Source organism: Gimesia benthica, from assembly GCF_009720525.1.
In the GTDB taxonomy this organism is placed as follows: Bacteria; Planctomycetota; Planctomycetia; order Planctomycetales; family Planctomycetaceae; genus Gimesia; species Gimesia benthica.
Genome location: NZ_CP043930.1, coordinates 7,681,508 through 7,699,584 on the forward strand (window position 1 = coordinate 7,681,508; position 18,077 = coordinate 7,699,584).

The 18,077-nt window shown below is 53.2% G+C and carries 13 protein-coding genes; 11 read left to right on the top strand and 2 right to left on the bottom strand.

Going from position 1 to position 18,077, the window contains the following annotated elements; translation table 11 throughout:
• Positions 1–160: 160 nt before the first annotated feature.
• The gene (locus F1728_RS29995; RefSeq protein ID WP_155367080.1) at positions 161–1,333 is read left to right on the top strand and encodes an FAD-dependent oxidoreductase; all 1,173 of its coding nucleotides are present in this window, start codon (positions 161–163) and stop codon (positions 1,331–1,333) included.
• Between the two features lie 7 nt (positions 1,334–1,340).
• On the opposite strand, the gene F1728_RS30000 is transcribed toward F1728_RS29995, so the two are convergent.
• The gene (locus F1728_RS30000) at positions 1,341–2,078 is read right to left on the bottom strand and encodes a CorA family divalent cation transporter (RefSeq protein WP_155367081.1); all 738 of its coding nucleotides are present in this window, start codon (positions 2,076–2,078) and stop codon (positions 1,341–1,343) included.
• 161 nt (positions 2,079–2,239) lie between these two features.
• Between F1728_RS30000 and F1728_RS30005 the strand changes: the two genes are divergently transcribed.
• Both F1728_RS30005 and F1728_RS30010 read left to right on the top strand, forming a co-directional pair.
• Positions 2,240–3,511 (top strand): efflux RND transporter periplasmic adaptor subunit, encoded by a 1,272-nt coding sequence (locus tag F1728_RS30005; protein WP_155367082.1) that lies wholly within the window; start codon positions 2,240–2,242, stop codon positions 3,509–3,511.
• A gap of 69 nt (positions 3,512–3,580) precedes the next feature.
• Complete coding sequence (locus F1728_RS30010) at positions 3,581–6,733, top strand: efflux RND transporter permease subunit (protein ID WP_155367083.1); 3,153 nt, start codon at positions 3,581–3,583, stop codon at positions 6,731–6,733.
• 43 nt (positions 6,734–6,776) lie between these two features.
• Here the strand turns inward: F1728_RS30010 and rlmB are convergent, their stop codons facing one another.
• Positions 6,777–7,562 (bottom strand): 23S rRNA (guanosine(2251)-2'-O)-methyltransferase RlmB, encoded by a 786-nt coding sequence (gene rlmB / locus F1728_RS30015; RefSeq protein WP_155367084.1) that lies wholly within the window; start codon positions 7,560–7,562, stop codon positions 6,777–6,779.
• Between the two features lie 205 nt (positions 7,563–7,767).
• On the opposite strand from rlmB, the gene map reads away from it, so the two are divergent.
• The 8 genes from map to F1728_RS30055 all read left to right on the top strand — a co-directional run bounded on the left by map (position 7,768) and on the right by F1728_RS30055 (position 18,038).
• Positions 7,768–8,565: a type I methionyl aminopeptidase gene (gene map, locus F1728_RS30020; protein WP_390644276.1), complete on the top strand. Its 798-nt coding sequence runs from the start codon at positions 7,768–7,770 to the stop codon at positions 8,563–8,565.
• A 241-nt stretch (positions 8,566–8,806) separates the two neighbouring features.
• Positions 8,807–10,981 (top strand): GDSL-type esterase/lipase family protein, encoded by a 2,175-nt coding sequence (locus F1728_RS32005; RefSeq protein WP_228030413.1) that lies wholly within the window; start codon positions 8,807–8,809, stop codon positions 10,979–10,981.
• 40 nt (positions 10,982–11,021) lie between these two features.
• Positions 11,022–11,912 (top strand): acetamidase/formamidase family protein, encoded by an 891-nt coding sequence (locus F1728_RS30030; protein WP_155367086.1) that lies wholly within the window; start codon positions 11,022–11,024, stop codon positions 11,910–11,912.
• A 72-nt stretch (positions 11,913–11,984) separates the two neighbouring features.
• The gene (locus F1728_RS30035) at positions 11,985–13,604 is read left to right on the top strand and encodes a N,N-dimethylformamidase beta subunit family domain-containing protein (RefSeq protein ID WP_155367087.1); all 1,620 of its coding nucleotides are present in this window, start codon (positions 11,985–11,987) and stop codon (positions 13,602–13,604) included.
• An 88-nt stretch (positions 13,605–13,692) separates the two neighbouring features.
• On the top strand, positions 13,693–15,105 hold the full coding sequence (locus tag F1728_RS30040) for an SBBP repeat-containing protein (RefSeq protein ID WP_155367088.1): 1,413 nt from the start codon (positions 13,693–13,695) through the stop codon (positions 15,103–15,105).
• Between the two features lies 1 nt (position 15,106).
• Positions 15,107–16,168, top strand: coding sequence for a hypothetical protein (locus tag F1728_RS30045; protein WP_155367089.1), 1,062 nt, complete (start codon positions 15,107–15,109; stop codon positions 16,166–16,168).
• Positions 16,169–16,549: 381 nt separating this feature from the next.
• Positions 16,550–17,503, top strand: a complete 954-nt coding sequence (locus F1728_RS30050) for a DUF1559 domain-containing protein (protein ID WP_155367090.1) — start codon at positions 16,550–16,552, stop codon at positions 17,501–17,503.
• 100 nt (positions 17,504–17,603) lie between these two features.
• Positions 17,604–18,038 carry a carboxypeptidase-like regulatory domain-containing protein gene (locus F1728_RS30055; protein ID WP_155367091.1) on the top strand — a complete coding sequence of 145 codons (435 nt, stop codon included), beginning with the start codon at positions 17,604–17,606 and terminating at the stop codon, positions 18,036–18,038.
• The last annotated feature ends 39 nt before the right edge of the window (positions 18,039–18,077 follow it).

Here is an 18,077-nt window from a genome sequence, read left to right on the forward strand (position 1 = left end):
ACAGATCGGATCTGTGTTATTTAACATAGTTAAAGATTTCAGAAAAAGAAAGCGAATCCACGTTCTGGTTTCCTCTTTTCAGAATGTCTGATTTTCATTATGTAGTGAGTCTGCCAGTCAGGTATCTCCTCCAGAAACTCTCGAACATTGAGCCGATAACATGAAGATTGCGATCGCAGGTGGTGGTATTGCGGGGACTGCAGTGGCAGCTCTGCTCGCCAGACAGGGGCATGCTGTGACGCTCTTCGAGCAGGCGGTGCACTGTGGTCCGGTGGGAGCGGGGATCATGATCCAGCCTGTGGGACAATGGGTTCTCCAGCAGTTGGGCCTCTATGAACAGATCGCCGCGGAGTCCGCTCGACTTAATGCGATTGAAGCCGTCCGGGAGTCAGGTAAGCGTCTCATTCGTCTGGAATACCAGCGACTGCATTCCGATCTGTTTGGGCTGGGAGTGCATCGGGGACGACTGTTTGCCGCCCTGTTGAATCTCGCTCAACAGGCGGGCACTGAAATTCGCGAAGGATCCCGGGTGATCGGTTACCAGAATGGATCAGCCGGATTGTCCCTGCATCTGGAACAGGGAGGGTGTGAAGAGCAGTTCGATTTTCTGGTCGCCGTCGATGGCTCGCGCTCTCAGCTGCGTTCGATCAGCGGGATTCCGCAACGGGGCGTCGAATACGAGTACGGGGCGCTCTGGGCCACGGGAAAATGCACCGCGGTCCGCGATCATCTGCTGCAGCTGGTCTCCGGAACACGTCGGCTGGCCGGTCTGTTACCTATCGGGCAGGATGAATGCAGTTTTTTCTGGGGACTGACGGCAGACCAGTTCAGCCGCTACCAGCAGCAGGGATTCGACCAGTGGAAGCAGGAAGTTCTGGCCCTCTGTCCGCTGGCAGAAGAGCTGTTGCGTCAGACTACCGGCTTTCAGGATTACACCTTTACCACTTACCGCAGCATCTCACTTAGTAGATGGTATGCAGACCGTGTCATTTTCATGGGAGACGCCGCCCATCCCACCAGCCCACATCTGGGGCAGGGGGCCAATCTGGCACTGGAAGATGTCTGGATCTTTGCCGAATGCCTGCAACAGCAGGGGGACTTTCAGTCTGCCTGTCACCTCTATGAATCGCGCCGAAGCAGCAAGCTTCGTTTCTATCAGCGGATTACGGGCTGGCTCTCGCCGTTCTTTCAGTCGCCCGGCGTACTCCGCGGCTGGGGCCGCGATCTCAGTCTGCCCGTCATGAGCCAGACTCCAGTCTTGCGCGAACAGATGCTCAAAACCCTCTGTGGCTTCAAGACCGGCTGGTTACACAGTTCTCAACCTGGTAAGTAGTCGTCGTTCACCGCGGACCCCGTTTGAGAAACAGGTGAATCACAAACCCGAGCCCCAGTCCGGTCGCTACCATGATCCAGAACGGGTAGGGAGTCAGGTACTGTTCGTAGCCGTGCCGAAAGTTGGAACCGAAAATCGTACTGAGTGTGGCGATCGGGAAGAAATAAGCAATGAGCAGATTCAATCGGTGCGACGAAAGTTCGATGCGTGCGGAGACTTTGGCCTGTTCTTCCGCCTGTTTCGCAACGATATATTCCAGCGCATTTTTGGCATCGGTAATCAGCAGCTCGGCGGTTCGTTCCAGTCGATAGGCATTATCGCGATAGTCGATCAGCAGTTTGTCTTTCGGAATCGCCTCGCGCGCGATCTGCAGGGCCTGCGTTGCATGAGCCAGGGCCCGATACAGAGGCCCCAGGTGATTCAGGACTTCGAGGTAATCGAGCGAGCTGGTCGCCTGGTCTACCTTTTCGTCATAGTTTTCCAACAGCGTCTCATATTCTTCGAAGTGCGTACTCAACGCATCGGGACTGCTTTTGAATTCAGAAGCGTGCCAGGTGGCATCCGGTTCGCGCCAGAAGAAACACCCTTTACGATAAGTGTCTTCAGGCTCAGGAGGCGCATGCAGGATGATTAACAGGTGTCCTTCTGCAACCATGGTTCTCTGTCGCCCGACCTGTTTTCCCAGTCGATCATGAAATTCTGCGGGGACATTCCAAGTCGCCGGTAAAAGTGAAGAATCCTGCATCTTGGTTCTCAATCTCTTTTTAAGTCAAATGAGAATTGCATTTAGAGTGTCTAAGTGAGTAGTATGCCTGTTACTACGGGCCGCGTATATATGGAAATGATCCGGATTCTGAGATACTTCAAGACAAATGACTGGTCTTGGTAGCGATAAAAGGGAGCACTGTGAACGATTCACCCGTCCGATTTTCAATTCTCAAATCTTTAGTCTTACTCTGTCCCCTTACGCTGCTGCTCAGTGGCTGTAATCAGCCGCCTCCACCACCACAGATGAAACCGCCTGCAGTGACAATCGCGGAACCGGTTGTCAAACAGGTGGTCTTCAATGAAGATTTCACCGGAACACTGGCTTCGGTCGCCTCGGTGGATATTCGCGCCCGCGTCGCAGGATTCCTGGAAAAGATCGACTTCCAGCCATCAGACGATGTCAAAAAAGGGCAGTTGCTGTTTGTGATTCAGCAGGACGAGTACCAGGCGGCTCTGGATAAAGCCAATGCTCAGATGGAAGCAGCCAAGGCACAACTGGTCGATGCTCAGGCAACCCTGGATCGCTATACCGAACTGTTAAAGAAACAGGCCGTCACGCCCCAGGATGTGAACGATGCCACCGCAGCCCGCGATAAAGCCAAGGCAGCAGTCATGGGAGCGCAGGCGGATATCGAACAGGCTCAGATTAATATGGGCTATACCACAATCAAATCTCCCATTGACGGCAAGATCAGTCGAAACCTGGTCGATGTCGGCAACCTGGTTGGCTCCGGAGAAAATACGCTGCTGACGACCATCGTGACAATGGATCCGATCTATGTCTATTTCGATGCCAGTGAGCGTCTCTGGCTGCAGGCTTTAAAGAAAAAAAGATCACCCACTGATAAAGATCCACTCCAGGTGCATGTAGGGCTTTCAGATGAAGAGGGCTTTCCTCACGTCGGTACCATCGACTTCGCGAATAATAAAATCGATCCGGGCACAGGCACCATTCAGGTGCGAGCAGTGCTGGAGAATAAGCAGGGTTTTCTTTATCCCGGACTGTATGTTCGCGTCCGCGTGTACGGCGATCCGATTCCCGGTGCGGTACTCGTGAAGGATATATCGATCGGGACTGACCTCGCAGGAAAATACCTGCTGATCGTGGGGAAAGATAACATCGTTGAGAAGCGACAGGTGGAAATCGGTCAGCTCGATAACGGTATGCGGGTGATTCTGAAAGGGATCAAGCCGGGAGAGAAATATATCGCGGAAGGCATTCAGCGCGCCCGTCCCGGGAAGCCGGTGACGATTACCAATAATCAGGCTGCAGGAAACCAGCAGACCGCTGGGGGTCAGCAGCAGAATAAACAGGCAGCACCGCAGCAGGCAAAACCCGCTGCGGAACCGAAGAAAACCGGTGATGCGCAGGGTAAACCTGCCGCTGCAACTGATAACAAGCAGAACTGAGCTGCGACAGGGCCATGTAGTTTGATTCTCTGATTTGCCTGACTGAATATTTAAACGAAACGGACGAGAATGTTTTCCCGGTTTTTTATCTATCATCCGATTTTTGCCAGCGTGATCTCGATCGTCATCGCCATTGTCGGTGCTATCTCGCTCCCGCTGTTACCCGTGGAACTCTTTCCGGACATCACACCTCCTACTGTTGCCGTCACCGCCACTTACCGTGGGGCAGATGCGCAGGTGGTCGCGGATACAGTCGCCACCCCGATTGAAGAACAGGTCAATGGCGTGGAGAACATGATCTACATGTCCTCCAGCAGTACCAGCGACGGCAACATGACGTTAACGGTCACATTTGACGTCGGCACCGATCTCGATATGGCGAACGTGCTGGTTCAGAACCGCGTTGCCATTGCCAATCCGTCACTTCCGGAAGACGTCAAACGGGAAGGCGTTACCACCAAAAAAAAATCAACCAACATGACGCTGGTGATTGCCCTCAATTCGCCGGATGAAACCTTTGATGAACTCTACCTCAGTAACTACGCGTCCATTAATATCAATGACGAGCTGAAACGAATTGATGGTGTCAGTGATGTCAACGTAGTCAACGCCAAAGATTTCGGCATGCGGATCTGGCTGAATCCGAATCAGCTCGATACCCGGAATATTACAACGACCGACGTGGTCGATGCGCTCCGTCAGCAGAACGTGCAGGTGGCCGCCGGTTCGATTGGTCAGGAACCCAATCCCGATAATCAAGACTTCCAGTTGACGGTAACGACCCTCGGTCGTTTGACGGATCCCAAACAGTTTGCTGACATCATTATTAAGACAGGCGAAGACGGTCAAATCACTCAAATCAAGGATGTGGCCCGGGTCGAACTCGGCGCACAAAGCTATTCAGGGTATTCGCAGCTGAATGGCAAGCCGGCCGCACTGATCGCCGTTTACCAGCTGCCCGGGGCCAATGCGCTCGATGTTGCTGAGAAGTCGCGTAATGTAATGGAACGTCTCAAAAAAGACTTTCCCAAAGGGTTGGAATATTCTGTCCCCTATGACTCCACCGAGTTTGTAACCGCCTCCATTGATGAAGTAGTCACCACCCTCTTCATGGCACTCTTGCTGGTGTTTATCACCATTTTTGTTTTCCTGCAGGATTTCCGTGCCACTTTGATTCCTGCAGTGACCATTCCCGTCTCGCTGCTGGGAACGATGGCAGTCATGCTGGCGATGGGCTATACGATTAACACGCTCTCCCTGTTCGGGATCGTACTGGTCATCGGGATTGTGGTTGACGATGCCATCGTGGTGGTCGAAAACGTGACCCGTATTCTCGATACAGAAAAGTGCTCCTCGAAAGAGGCAACTGAAAAGGCGATGATTGAAATCACCGGTCCGGTGATCGCGACCACCCTGGTGCTGCTGGCGGTCTTCGTACCGACCATGGTACTTCCCGGGATTACCGGTCGTCTCTACCGTCAGTTCGCATTGACGATTTCAATCGCCACTCTGTTTTCCTCCGTCTGTGCGTTGACGCTCAGCCCCGCGATGTGCGGTATCATGCTGCGACAGACCAAAGAGCGACAAGGGCTTTTCTTCCGTGGCTTCAACTGGTGTTTCGACCGGTCACTGAATGTCTACATGAAAATCGTCAAGACCTGTGTCCGACGCGCATTTATTATGCTGATTCCAATGCTGGTCATTTTTGTTGCGACCGGAGTCGGCTTCGTGTCTGTGCCGGGGGGCTTCCTGCCGAATGAAGATCAGGGTTACATCTTCATTAATACTCAATTACCCGACGGTGCCGCTCTGAACAGAACCCGCGTCGTGCAGAACCGGATTAACAAGCTGGCTGCTGAACTCCCCTCTGCAACAAACGTAGTTACCATGGGGGGCTTCTCGATGTTGAATAACTCGAATGCCTCCAATTACTCTACAACCATCATCGCGCTGGAAAACTGGGACAAAAGGCAATCTCCCGAATTGCACGTGTTTGCGCTGGTGCCGCGTCTGCAGAAGGAACTGGCTCAAATCCAGGAGTCGATCACCTTCGCCTTCATTCCACCGGCAATCCAGGGATTGGGTAATGCCGGCGGCTTCCAGATTCAGTTGCAGGATCGTAGCGCCGCGGGGATGGACGTGCTTCAGATGGCGACTACCGATCTCATGGACCGCGGTAATGCGGACCCACTCTTGAGTAGGCTTAATACCAATTTCAGTGCGACAGTTCCCCAGCTTTATCTGGATATTGACCGCGAAAAAGCCATCAAGATGGGCATCCCCCTGAATTCTATTTTCGACACCCTGCAGGCGGAGCTGGGATCGACCTATGTCAACGACTTCAACCTCTTCAACCGGACTTTCAAGGTCATGGTTCAGGCGGATGAAGACTACCGCAGCAAAGTCGCGGATATTACACGACTCAAAGTCCGCGATCGACGCGGCAGCATGGTTCCCCTGCATACGCTGGTCAAAGTCAATAACAGCGCCGGACCGCAGGAAGTGGATCACTACAATCTCTATCCAACTGCTGCGATTACCGGTAACCCGGCACCGGGATACAGTTCCGGTCAGGCAATCCAGCGCATGGAAGAACTCTGTAATGAGATTCTCCCCGAAGGTTTCGGTTATGAGTGGACCGGGATTGCCTATCAGCAGATTGAAGCCGGCAATATGGCCCCGTTCATTTTTGCGATGGCTCTGGTCTTTGTATATCTGTTCCTCTGTGCCCAGTATGAAAGCTGGTCAATTCCGATTTCCGTGATTCTGTCGGTTCCTCTCGGTATCTTCGGCGCAATTTTCGCGACCATGTTGCGTGGCATGGATAACAATATTTATACCCAGGTCGGCTTCGTGCTCCTCATTGCACTCGCCAGTAAAAACGCCATTCTGATCGTCGAATTCGCGAAGCTGCAGCGGGAATCAGGAAAGTCGATTCGCGATGCAGCTGTCGAAGCCTGTCACCTCCGTTTCCGTCCGATCCTGATGACCGCGTTCTCCGCGATTCTGGGGGCCATTCCCCTGGCAATCGCATCGGGGGCCGGGGCCGCGAGTCGGCAGGCACTGGGGACTGCTGTCGTCGCAGGTCTGACCGCAGCCACATTGTTCGGCGTGGTTATGGTGCCCGTGATGTATGTGGTGATCCAGATCGTCAGCGAATGGATCACCGGCAGCAAACCAGATCCCGAGACTACTACCGAAACATCTCCTGCAGCGAAATAAATCGCGCGTGCAGGACAGACGATTTGCAATTGCCAGGCTCGCTTTACTGGAACCCGCGTTGCCGACTCGCTTCGTAGAGCAGTATTCCTGCAGAGACCGCGACATTGAGGGACTCGGTCTGTCCCTGTTGTGGAATGCGAATGAGATGCGAACAGGTGGCAACCAGATCCGGATGCAGTCCCGTTCCCTCATTCCCCACGATGAGAGCCGTGGGTTGTGTGAAGTGATAGTCGACGAGCGTCTCCTCCGCCTGCATCGCTGTCCCCAGCACGTTGATATTTTCTGACTTCAACTGCTGACAGAATGCGACCAGATCCACCACTTGTGCCAGCGGCATATGATTCACCGCCCCAGCCGAGGTGCGGCAGACGAGGCTGGTCACATCGCATTGCTCCTGCTCACCAAGAAATATCGCATCCGTTCCCAGAGTCTCCGCCGAGCGAATTATGGCCCCGAAATTATACGGGTCCTGAATCCGATCAAGAATCAGGTAGAGCGGTGTGCCTGTCGTCTGCTTGCGAATCTGTTCCGGGTCTGCATACGGGAAGGGGGCCATCTTGGCAATCATCCCCTGGTGATCACCGGCTCTACATTTTTGTGTCAGTGTTTTGTCTGACGTAATCACGACCGGCACCGAATGCTTCACGGCACAGGCTTCGAGTTCCTCAAGCTCCTCAGCAGGCAGTCTGTCAGAGAGGTACAATTCCCAGATCGTCCAGAAGCCGGCAGACAATGTTTCCCGAACTGCATTTCTTCCCCAGATCCAGCATTTCTGATGGTTTCCCAGCAGAGGCTTATTTTTCTTTACTTTAGAATGCTTTCCGACCATAGGAATTCTTTGTAAGTTTGTTTATTCTATATTTCAGCATATCGCAGTGGATAACGAATATTGCTGTGATTTGATAGAAACTGTTATCCTGCAACAGGAATCAGTTTAAAGTGGGGCCACACCGCACGCATCTTAGCGGAATGCATGAACTCTCTCCACTCTGAATCACATCACTGTCAGTCGAACATGGAAAGAGATAGAGGCGATCATTTTGTCCGGAAATCCAATTATTTATAAATCGTACGAATGGGAACGACTGCGAATCGCATCCCGTTTCAATGCCAGTTTGATGGATCATCTGCGCCCGTATGTCAAACCGGGGATTACAACGGACGAAATCAATCAGGTAGTTCACGAATACACGGTATCTAACGGTCATACACCCGCCACCTTAGGCTATCATGGCTTTCCCAAGAGCTGCTGCATCAGTATCAATGAAGTCGTCTGCCACGGGATACCAGATGACACCGAGCTGAAAGAAGGCGACATCGTCAACGTGGATATCACCAGTATCGTGGACGGCTGGTACGGCGATCAGTCGGAAACCTTCCTGGTTGGCGAAGTCTCCGAGGATGCCCGTAAGCTCGTTCAGGCGACGTATGAATCTCTGTTTCTGGCGATCAACACGATCAAGCCCGGTTCCAGTGTCATCGAGATCGGTGAAGTCATTTACGATTTCGCGACGGAACTCGGTTACGGAGTCGTTCGGCAGTACCAGGGACATGGCATCGGACGTGAATTCCACACCGATCCGGGCATTCCCCATTACCCGGTCTCAGGCTCAGAACGCGATCTGCTCCTGCCGGGAATGTGTTTCACCATTGAACCGATGTTGAACGCCGGTACCTGGAAAACCGTTGAAGACCGCAGCGACGGCTGGACAGTCCGTACCAAGGACGGCAAGCTCTCGGCTCAGTTCGAACATACGATTCTGATGACCGATACCGGCCCGGAAATTCTGACACTGACCAAAGAAGGTCCTCAACCAGGGCACCGTTTCTAAACGCACTGCTGTCGAAGCAGACGGTAGCCGTTCCAGGCATTCACAGTCTCTGCGTTTGCTGCTGCGCGGTATCTGAACAGAGTATCGCTTCTAAATCCCGCGAATTTTATTTCAGTTCTCATGCGCCACAGGAGACGTACGCTTGCAACCTGAGGAAACAGCAGGGTATGGTAATAATTACTTAAGATTGTTACTGATATGCTCGCGTGACCCTTTGCACACAATCAGGTATGGAGTTGAGATGATGCGATCCTTCCTGCTGCCGCTGTTGTTCCTGTTGATATCCACCGCAGGCTTTGCCGAAGACAGAAAACTGGATTGGGTGAAGGTCACCGAAAAAGCGGACTGGCAACCCCGCGACTCACAAGGGGAACTGGTTTATAAAGACCAGCTCTGGATTTTTGGTGGCTGGTTCAATTCCTATGAAGCACCTCCCCGCGATGTCTGGAAATCTTCCGACGGAAAGAAATGGTCGCTGGTCACGAAACAGGCCCCCTGGATTCACAGCGACCTGCCGATGACGGTTGTCTTCAAAGACAAGATGTGGCTCATGGGAGGCTGGTATAATGGTCGGCTACCCGGTCACTCCGCCGGGAATCAGGTCTGGTCTACCGAAGATGGAAAAGACTGGGATCTAGTCACCAAAAAAGCGAACTGGACTCCTCGACTGGCAGCAGCACTCGTCACCTTCAAAGATAAGATGTGGCTGCTCGGCGGATCCGAGAACTATTACTTCGGCGACGAGAAAAGCCTCAAAAACGATGTCTGGTATTCCGACGACGGGAAAGAATGGAAGCTGGCCACAGAGCACGCCGGTTGGTCTCCCCGGGCTTATCACCAGGCCGCTGTATTGAACGACAGAATTTATGTGTTCGGTGGCGGTAATTACACACCCGAATATCATGCGAATAATGACGTCTGGAGTTCCGCAGACGGCGTTCACTGGAGACAGGAGACAGCCCACGCCCCCTGGCACGAACGGCTCTGGTTCTCTTCCGTTGTTTATCGAGATCGCATCTGGGTGATCGGCGGCTGGTCCAATAATCCCTCAACCAACAAGCAGGACATCTGGTACTCTCAGGATGGTAAAAATTGGACCGAGCTGAAATCGGACGTCGTCTGGAAAGAGCGACACGAACATTCGGCTTTCGTCTTCCAGGACAAAATCTGGCTGGCCGGCGGCCATGCGCAGCCACTCAGCAGTCAGGTCTGGTCCCTCTATGTGCCTCCCAACTGGTTCGACCAGCAGAAGCAGAGTGCTTCCCCCTCGAGTAATTTTCCTCAAACGCTCGCCAAACTCGAAGCAGGCAAACCGACAAAGGTTGTCTGTTTCGGGGATAGTGTGACCGGCGTTTATTATCACACCGGCAGTCGGCGTGCTTATACTGACATGCTGGGCATTGCCCTGCAGAAAGCGGTTCCCGGTTCCCGACCGGAAATGATCAATGCAGGCATCAGCGGGCACACCACCGTCAATGCATTGTCGCGCATCGAACGGGATGTGCTCAAGCATCAGCCCGACCTGGTCACGGTCATGTTTGGTCTGAACGACATGACGCGGGTTTCGCTGGAAGATTATGAGAAAAACCTGCAAGCGATTGTGAAACAGTGTCGTGAGGCGGGGGCGGAAGTTCTGCTCTGTACTCCTAATGCCGTGATTACCACCACCAGCCGTCCCGCAGAAAAACTGGTCAAGTATTGTGATGTCGTCCGCAAGGTGGGAACAGAGTTGAACGTGCCTGTCTGTGATACCTATCAGCAGCTCTCAGCACTGCGGAAACAGGATCCGCTCGCCTGGCGAATGCAGATGAGTGATGAAATTCATCCCAACATGGCGGGACACAAAAAAATGGCAGAGCTGTTAGCGGCATCCATTACGGGAAACACGGTCTCACTGGATGATGTAAAACCGCTGGAAAACGCGATTCCACGCACCAGAAGTCTCATCAAGGACAAGCAGCCGATCAAAGTCATCGCCCAGCCCCCTCTGGATCAGCTGATTCAGACAGTGCTACCGGAAATCGCTCCGGAAGCCAAACTGGAAGTGACCACCTGGGATTCGTCCGGAAAAACGCTCAAGCAGATCGAAGCTGATGCAAAACAGCTCATCCGTCCGGCGAAACCAGATCTGGTTCTGCTGGCGATTCCCCGCACTGCACAGGCCAAATCACAGGAAGAATTTATCCGCAGCATGATGTGGACTATGAATTACTCACTCAATTTCGGTACGGGAGGCTGGGATTGTGTCGTTTTCCATCCGGACGTATTCGATTCAGAACATCCAGTCACAGACAACGACAAACTCACCCGTCAACTGGTATTGGGGCAGGACCTGACTCTCGTCGAACGTTCTCAGGGAGACAAGGCTTCCGCAGCAGAACTGCTGAAGCAGTGGTTGAAGTCTCAGCTCGACTGATTTTCTGAAGATGTGACAACTTGAAACCAGGATGAATGATATGCAGGAAATGTCACTGGGGAATCTCAATTATGAATTCAGCCGTGAACAGGAACCGCGACTCCGCATCAGCAGCGGCGAGACGATTCGTGTCGAAACGGAAGACGCGCTCTCTGGCCAGATACGAAAGCCTGGAGACTGCCGTGATAAAAGCAAGGTCCCCTATAGCAATCCGGTAACCGGCCCCATTTATGTGGAGCAGGCCAAACCCGGAGATACCCTCGCGATCCGCATCGAAAAGATCGAATCACGCGACGGTCAATGTGCGACCTACACCGGTAATCCGAAACAGCTCTGTCAGTGGCTTGGAACTGATGTCCCGGATGGCGCGCATGTCTGCCCCATTCGCGAGGGCCTGGTTTACTGGAGTGATGACATCGCGATCCCTTATCAGCCGATGCTGGGGTGTATCGGCACAACTCCCGCTTACGGCATGCCCAGCACGATGCCCGCCGGTCCGCATGGCGGAAACATGGATATTCGCGAAGTCACGGAAGGTAACACGCTCTTCTTGCCGGTCTTTGTTGAGGGCGCTTATCTGTACCTGGGCGACGCCCATGCTGCGATGGGGCAGGGGGAACTCTCAGCAACCGGACTGGAGATGGCCTCCCACACGACACTGACGATCGAACTCATCAAAGGCAAAACAATCGCCGGTCCCCGCATAGAGACGCCGGATGAGCTGATCACCGTTGCCAGCGGGACCCCCATGGAACGTGCGACGGCAGAGGCGTTCGCGCAATTGATTCTCTGGATGGAATCAGAGCATGGCTGGAATCGCTGGCGGGCCTATGACCTGTTAACGCATGTGTCGGAAATTTCCCTGGGATACTATGAGGGAGGCGGACTGGCGGTCAAAGTCCCGAAAAAATATGTAGCTCATCCTTCCTGAACCTGACCCAGTCTCAACGTGATCAGAAGCGACTCAGACGACTGTTTTCCTTTTATGTGACGGAACCGATTCATGCTCATTGGATATGTCAGCGACGAAAATTACAGCGCGTTATTTGATGTCGCGGTAGAATTTCAGTCCGACGGTCAGTTTTTCAGCACGCGTTCTACCGCTTCCGGCGCCGTGATCGCCGATCTGCCGGAAGGGGAGTACACAGTGATCCTCCAGCACACAGATCACTGTCCGAAGCGAGTGCAGATGCAGGTTCAGGCGGGACAGATCTATCAGTTTCGCCTGCTCTCGAAAAAACTGTACGGCTTTGCCTGGCCTCGCTGCGTAACCGCCGGGGAAGCCTCCGAGTTCCGCGTGCATTCGACCTCCGAGTATCAGGTCGAGCTTTGGCGCTACGGTAAAGAAAAAGAATACATCCGACGCATCGGCACCTTTGACGATCATGCGCCGCTGGCCAACCTGCAGGTCACCCCCGATGGGGATTACTCGCAAGCAGGTGTCAACTGGAACGACATCGGCTATCGAGGAGCCGTACAGCGCCAGTCGGTCACGTCACCGGAAAAATCGGGCCTGTATATGTTTCATCTCCGGAATCAGTCGGGGGATCATTTTACGTTTCCCTGGGTGGTGGCCCCGGAAACGCCACAGTCTGACATCGCGATTCTGGCCAGTGATCTGACCTGGAATGCCTACAACAACTTCGGGGGGCGCAGCAACTATCTGAATCCAGATGGACTGCCGGAAACTCCCACCGTGAACAGTCGACAGGAATTGAGACGCTATCTGAAGCCTTCGTTTGGCGTCTATTGTGTCGAAGAATATCCGCCTCTGTCGCTGGAACGGCCGCAACCTTACCTGCACATCGATCTGGATGAGCAGCTGCGGGACCCCATTTACAGCCGCATGGGGTGCGGCATGCTGCACTCAGAATGGCGTCTGCTGGGCTGGATGGAAGAACAGGAATTGCCTTACGACTATTATAGTGAAACACAGTTCCACCTGGGTACGCTGCCCCTGGATCAGTACAAGGTCCTCATCCTGAGTTCACACCCTGAGTACTGGTCGAAGCAGATGTACGACCGGCTGAAGTCCTGGGTATTCGAATCCGGCGGTCGGCTCATTTATCTGGGTGGGAACGGACTGAACTGCGAAGTGGAGTTCCTGGATGATGAACGCATTGTCTATCACAATTCCGACTGCACAAGTTGGTGCGGCGTCGCCATGGATCCTCCCATTCCCGAATCGGAGTCGACCTATGAAAGTCGTTACCACGCGCGACAGGAATCGGAAGCGAACCTGTTGGGGGTTGTCTTCTCCTTTGCCGGGATCATGACGGGCGCTCCCTACAAAGTCATTGACGCCGATCACTGGGCCCTGGCAGGCACGGGGCTCAAGACAGACGATCTGTTCGGCACTGAGAGTCAGCATATGCGCATACCCGGCGGCGCTTCCGGGCACGAAACGGATAAAATCTCTCCCAGTTCACCCCCACAGGTACACCTCATTGCGCAGGGAACCAACCCGGATAACGGGGGAGCCGACATGATTCATTATCAGACCGACTCGGGAGGGGAAGTCTTCTCTGTCGGTTCAATCTGCTGGATTACCTCGATGCTTGTCGACAATGATGTTTCTCGAGTCACGCGGAATGTGCTCGATCAGTTTACAAAATCAGAATGAGACGCTGATCGGAACTGTGTTCACACTGTTGCGTCGATTAGAATACTTTTAACAAACTTTTAGAAAATGTTTCAGGATTAACTCTGTTATGAACCGGATAGCCCGTCGTATGAATATGCATGTCTCCAGTTTAGCAGTCACGCTGCTTACTCTTCTTTTCTCTAACGCTCTGCAGGCAGGTCAGCCGGCCGGGAAAAACGAAAAGGAAACAGCCCGGAACGTGGAATGGGTTCAGCAGGCTGGAGGCCTCAAACATGACAAGATCCGCGGGATCACCGTCGACGCAGCCGGGAACTGTTATGTCACCGGAGAATTTACGGAAACCGCCGAGTTCGGCGATCAGAAAGTCACCAGCAAGGGAAGCATGGATTTTGTCCTCGCCAAATACAGCCCGGAAGGCAAACTGCTCTGGATCCAGACCGCCGGGGGAACCCTGATTGATCGCGGCTACGCCGTGGCAGTCGACAAGGTCGGCAATGCATTTGTGACCGGACATTTCCAGAGCCCGGAATTTCAGATTGGCGATCAGGTCCTCTATAACCAGGGAGACTATGATTATTTTATTGCCAAATATGATCCGGACGGAAAACTTGTCTGGGCGCAGAGTGAGGGCGGGACAGGCTATGATTACGGACATGGAATCGCAGTGACCCTTGCTGGCGACTGCTGCGTCGCCGGTTCATTCGCCGGGGATGTCAAAATTGGAGATGTCACTGCTCCGAATAAAAAAGGCCGTTCCCTGTTCGCCGCAAAATATGACAATAACGGAAATCTGCTCTGGGCCCAGTTGGCTGGAAACGGTCGCGGTCAGAGCGGCCATCAGATCGGCGTAGACCGGGTCGGCAACTGTTATGTCTGCGGTTACATCACCGGACAGGTTGAACTGGCGGGAGAGCAGGTAGGGACAGATACCGCGGTGCAGGACATCTTTCTGGCCAAACTCTCTCCCAATGGCAAGCTGGTCTGGTCGGTGAACTCCGGAGGACAGGCGAACGGACTGAGCACCGGGGTGGCGGTGGACAGTCGCGGAAACTGTTACATCACCGGGATGTTTAAGAATGAAGCCCGTTTTGGTGACACCGTCATGAAGAGCAGGGGCACGCACGATATTTTCGTCGCCCGCATCAATGCAGACGGAACGCCTGCGTGGGCCTGTACCGGGGGCGGAGAAAAAATCGACTACGGACTTGGAATCGCCGTCGATCAGCACGACAACTGCTACGCAACCGGTGAATTCAGCGATGAAGTCCACTTCCAAGGACAGCACTTCAAGAAACTCGGCGGCCGCGATGTGTATATCGCCCGCTTTGCTCCTAATGGAAATCTGGACTGGCTGGAAATCCTGGGAGGCGAGAAAAGCGATTTGAGTTATGCGATCGCAGTCGATAATAACGATAACTGCTACGTCTCCGGTGCGTTTTCACCAGCGACCCGCTATCAGAAACACGAACTGACCAGTCGGGGTAGCAATGACATTTTCCTGATCAAACTGAGTCAATAATATGAGAGTACGAATTCTGTTGAGTCTTGGTCTGCTGGTCACTTGTTGTTCCACTCTGCAGGCACAGCAGGTAATCAAACAGAAGTCTAAAGCAGATTTACAGAAAGCGGGAGCGCCCCTGGCCGCTGCACGGCGGAAGGCCATTCACGCGCTCCCCTTTCAGCGTCCTTTGACCGATGCCAAGCTCAAGCAATGGCTGCAGATCACCTCCCGCTGCACGATGGCCGAGTTTGAACTCTTTCTCGCGCCGCTTACACCTCAGGAGCAGAAACTGCTGCAGGTGATCGAATCCAAGCCGGCACCCATTGTCAACCGACTCCATTTTGAGAATCTGCGGGACATTTTAAAACAGAAGGCACTGGTCTCCCTGCGCGTGGAGCAGCAGCGGGAACACAATCGTTTATCACACACCACACCAGCCGTTGAGAATCTCCTGTATGGCGCCTTTGATGCGGTCTTCGCCAGTATTGGGCCGCCCCATGGTTCTCCCCGCTATGGGGATGTCATTATTCGTCTCAAGGATTCTGTGCGGGAGAATGGCTGGGCCACTCCCTTCAGTGGCATGCATTTTATGTACGCCATCCGCCACAAAGATGCCCGCAAAATGCAGGACCTGCTCGCTGCCGGAAAAGAGTTGCCCACGTCTCCCTGGAACCCATTGAGTCTGGGATTTGATGACCGTCTGCATTTTGCCAACTATGTGGTGACCGAGCAGTATTGGAACCGGGCACTCGCATATCAGGCGATTCTCGTTCAGCGGAACCTGGATGATTCTCCCGCCAGTCAGAAGGTCCGGGAACGGTTTACGCAGATGCTGACCGAAAAGGATCCGCAGAAGTTCTGGAGTCTGTTTATCCCGCCGCGCGTCGAGCAGGCATCGACAGAGGAAAAAGCGGAAGAGATTCCCTTTGGTTACCTGGAAGGGAAATTTGATGATCAGCTTTCGATCCGCTTTTTTGAATCGATCGAAGTTCCGGCTGACAAACTGGAGGAAGTTCGCAGCTGGCCGGAAGCGCAGCCTTACCTCTCTCTGATCAAAGCCAAACCCGCGGGAACGCCCTGACTTCTCCGCCTCAAGCGTTTTTGAGGCTTCAAAACAGCGCTGATATGCGCACACTCTTCCGTTCTGTATTGCCTGAATTTTGTGCAGAATGCTGTTCTGATGGTCTGTTGGTGGGTTTAACCGTAGTCAGAGCATCAGCGTCATTTTCCCTGTACACTGCTCGAATTCCCGATATTTCAGACTTTTCAGCGGCCGGTGATCCCGTCGTTCAAAAATTCACCAAGAATTGGCGTCATTTTTGCATTTTCTATAAGTGATGTTCTTCGGAAGAGGAGTGTCAGGATCAACTGTACTGATTTGAGTTTTATATTTCCCACGTCGATCCTGCAGAATTTCCTCTCCTTTTATGCATTTATTTATTTTTATGGAAAGTGTTAAGAGATGGATTTATCAAAACAGAATCGACTCAGAACGCGCGGTTTTACGCTGATTGAGTTACTGGTCGTGATTGCCATTATCGCAATACTCATCGCATTGTTGCTGCCTGCAGTCCAGCAGGCACGGGAAGCAGCCCGCCGCAGTTCCTGCAAAAACAATCTCAAGCAGATGGGACTGGCGCTGCACAACTATCATGACGCCCACAGTGTCTTTCCTCCCGCTGCAATTGCCCCGGGCAGTTGCTACTGTGAGCGGGTGCTGGGTTTGTCGGCTGGAACGTCTCCCAAACTGTTGAACCATACGTTCTACCAGTTGTTGTTACCCTACCTCGACCTGGCGCCGTTGTATAACAAATACAACTTCTCGCTTTCCTCTTCGGATCATGTGGCACGCTCTGATGGCAGCTATTGTGGTTCTGTCGGACCCACGTTTGCAGGTTCGGGGCAGTTAAGTGTCGCTCCGAATAATTACCCGGTCTTTCTCTGTCCGTCCGATCCGGATCAGACCAGCTACGGCAGCTATCAGAAAACCAGCTATGGCCGTGCCGGTTATACGACTGAGTACAGCCTCGTCACAACATATGGAACTGATTCAAATCGGTTGAAAGGGACACTTGGCTTCAACGGTTCAGCCAGAATCGGTGACATCAAGGATGGAACGAGTAACACGATGGTGCTGATTGAGTCACCCCTGTTGCTGACCAGTTCATCCTACGGTCCTTTCTGGAATTCCTATCGGCACACGAATGTGATTCTGCCTTACTCCTATGGGATCAACAAGAATCATCCCGGCTACGATAAGCCGTATGCCTGGGGAGCCGGCAGTCACCATGTCGGGGGATGTCACATGCTGATGAACGACGGCAGTGTACGTTTCCTGAGTGAGAATGTGGATCGAATTACCGTGATTCAGGCACTCGTCTCCATTAAAGGGGGCGAGGTCATGCCGGAATTCTAAGCGGCAGTCAGCGTTCGCGATTCTGAAATCATTCACAGTCGGAAGCATCAGTCAACTGGCTGATGCTTCCGGCGTTTACCCCTTTGCATAAGAGAGAACCATGTTTACCAACGCGCTACGAGTACAGATAGTTCCACTGGTCTGCGGATTGCTGCTGATCTTGAATGCAGGATGTTCCGGTAATTCCGCTCAGAAACCCGAACTGGCAGAAGTGACAGGAACGGTGACCCTGGATGGAAAACCCCTGTCCGATGCCATCATCGATTTCTTTCCTCAGTCAGCTGCCGACAAGAGTCAGTCGCGTGCCTCATCCGCCGCTACGGATACAGAAGGCAAATATACACTGAGGTATGACAACAACACGAGCGGCGCCATTCCCGGCGAGCATCTTGTCCGCATCAGCAAGCCCGATGGAGGAGCCGAGGTCGCCGGTCCCGAAACGTTACCCGCCCGGTACAACGAGCAGACAACATTGCAGGTCACAGTCTCTAAGACGGCACCAAATACGATCGATTTCGACCTGAAAAGCAAGTAATTCATAAGCCGACCTGAAACCCAAGTGTTCATACTGACA

Bases quoted from the DNA above. Each gene is read 5' to 3' on its own strand.
- F1728_RS30050 (WP_155367090.1), top strand. From the start codon at position 16,550: ATGGATTTATCAAAACAGAATCGACTCAGAACGCGCGGTTTTACGCTG.
- F1728_RS30010 (WP_155367083.1), top strand. From the start codon at position 3,581: ATGTTTTCCCGGTTTTTTATCTATCATCCGATTTTTGCCAGCGTGATC.
- F1728_RS30030 (WP_155367086.1), top strand. From the start codon at position 11,022: ATGCAGGAAATGTCACTGGGGAATCTCAATTATGAATTCAGCCGTGAA.
- F1728_RS30045 (WP_155367089.1), top strand. From the start codon at position 15,107: ATGAGAGTACGAATTCTGTTGAGTCTTGGTCTGCTGGTCACTTGTTGT.
- F1728_RS29995 (WP_155367080.1), top strand. From the start codon at position 161: ATGAAGATTGCGATCGCAGGTGGTGGTATTGCGGGGACTGCAGTGGCA.
- F1728_RS30040 (WP_155367088.1), top strand. From the start codon at position 13,693: ATGAACCGGATAGCCCGTCGTATGAATATGCATGTCTCCAGTTTAGCA.
- F1728_RS30035 (WP_155367087.1), top strand. From the start codon at position 11,985: ATGCTCATTGGATATGTCAGCGACGAAAATTACAGCGCGTTATTTGAT.
- F1728_RS30055 (WP_155367091.1), top strand. From the start codon at position 17,604: ATGTTTACCAACGCGCTACGAGTACAGATAGTTCCACTGGTCTGCGGA.
- F1728_RS32005 (WP_228030413.1), top strand. From the start codon at position 8,807: ATGATGCGATCCTTCCTGCTGCCGCTGTTGTTCCTGTTGATATCCACC.
- rlmB (WP_155367084.1), bottom strand. From the start codon at position 7,562: ATGGTCGGAAAGCATTCTAAAGTAAAGAAAAATAAGCCTCTGCTGGGA.
- F1728_RS30000 (WP_155367081.1), bottom strand. From the start codon at position 2,078: ATGCAGGATTCTTCACTTTTACCGGCGACTTGGAATGTCCCCGCAGAA.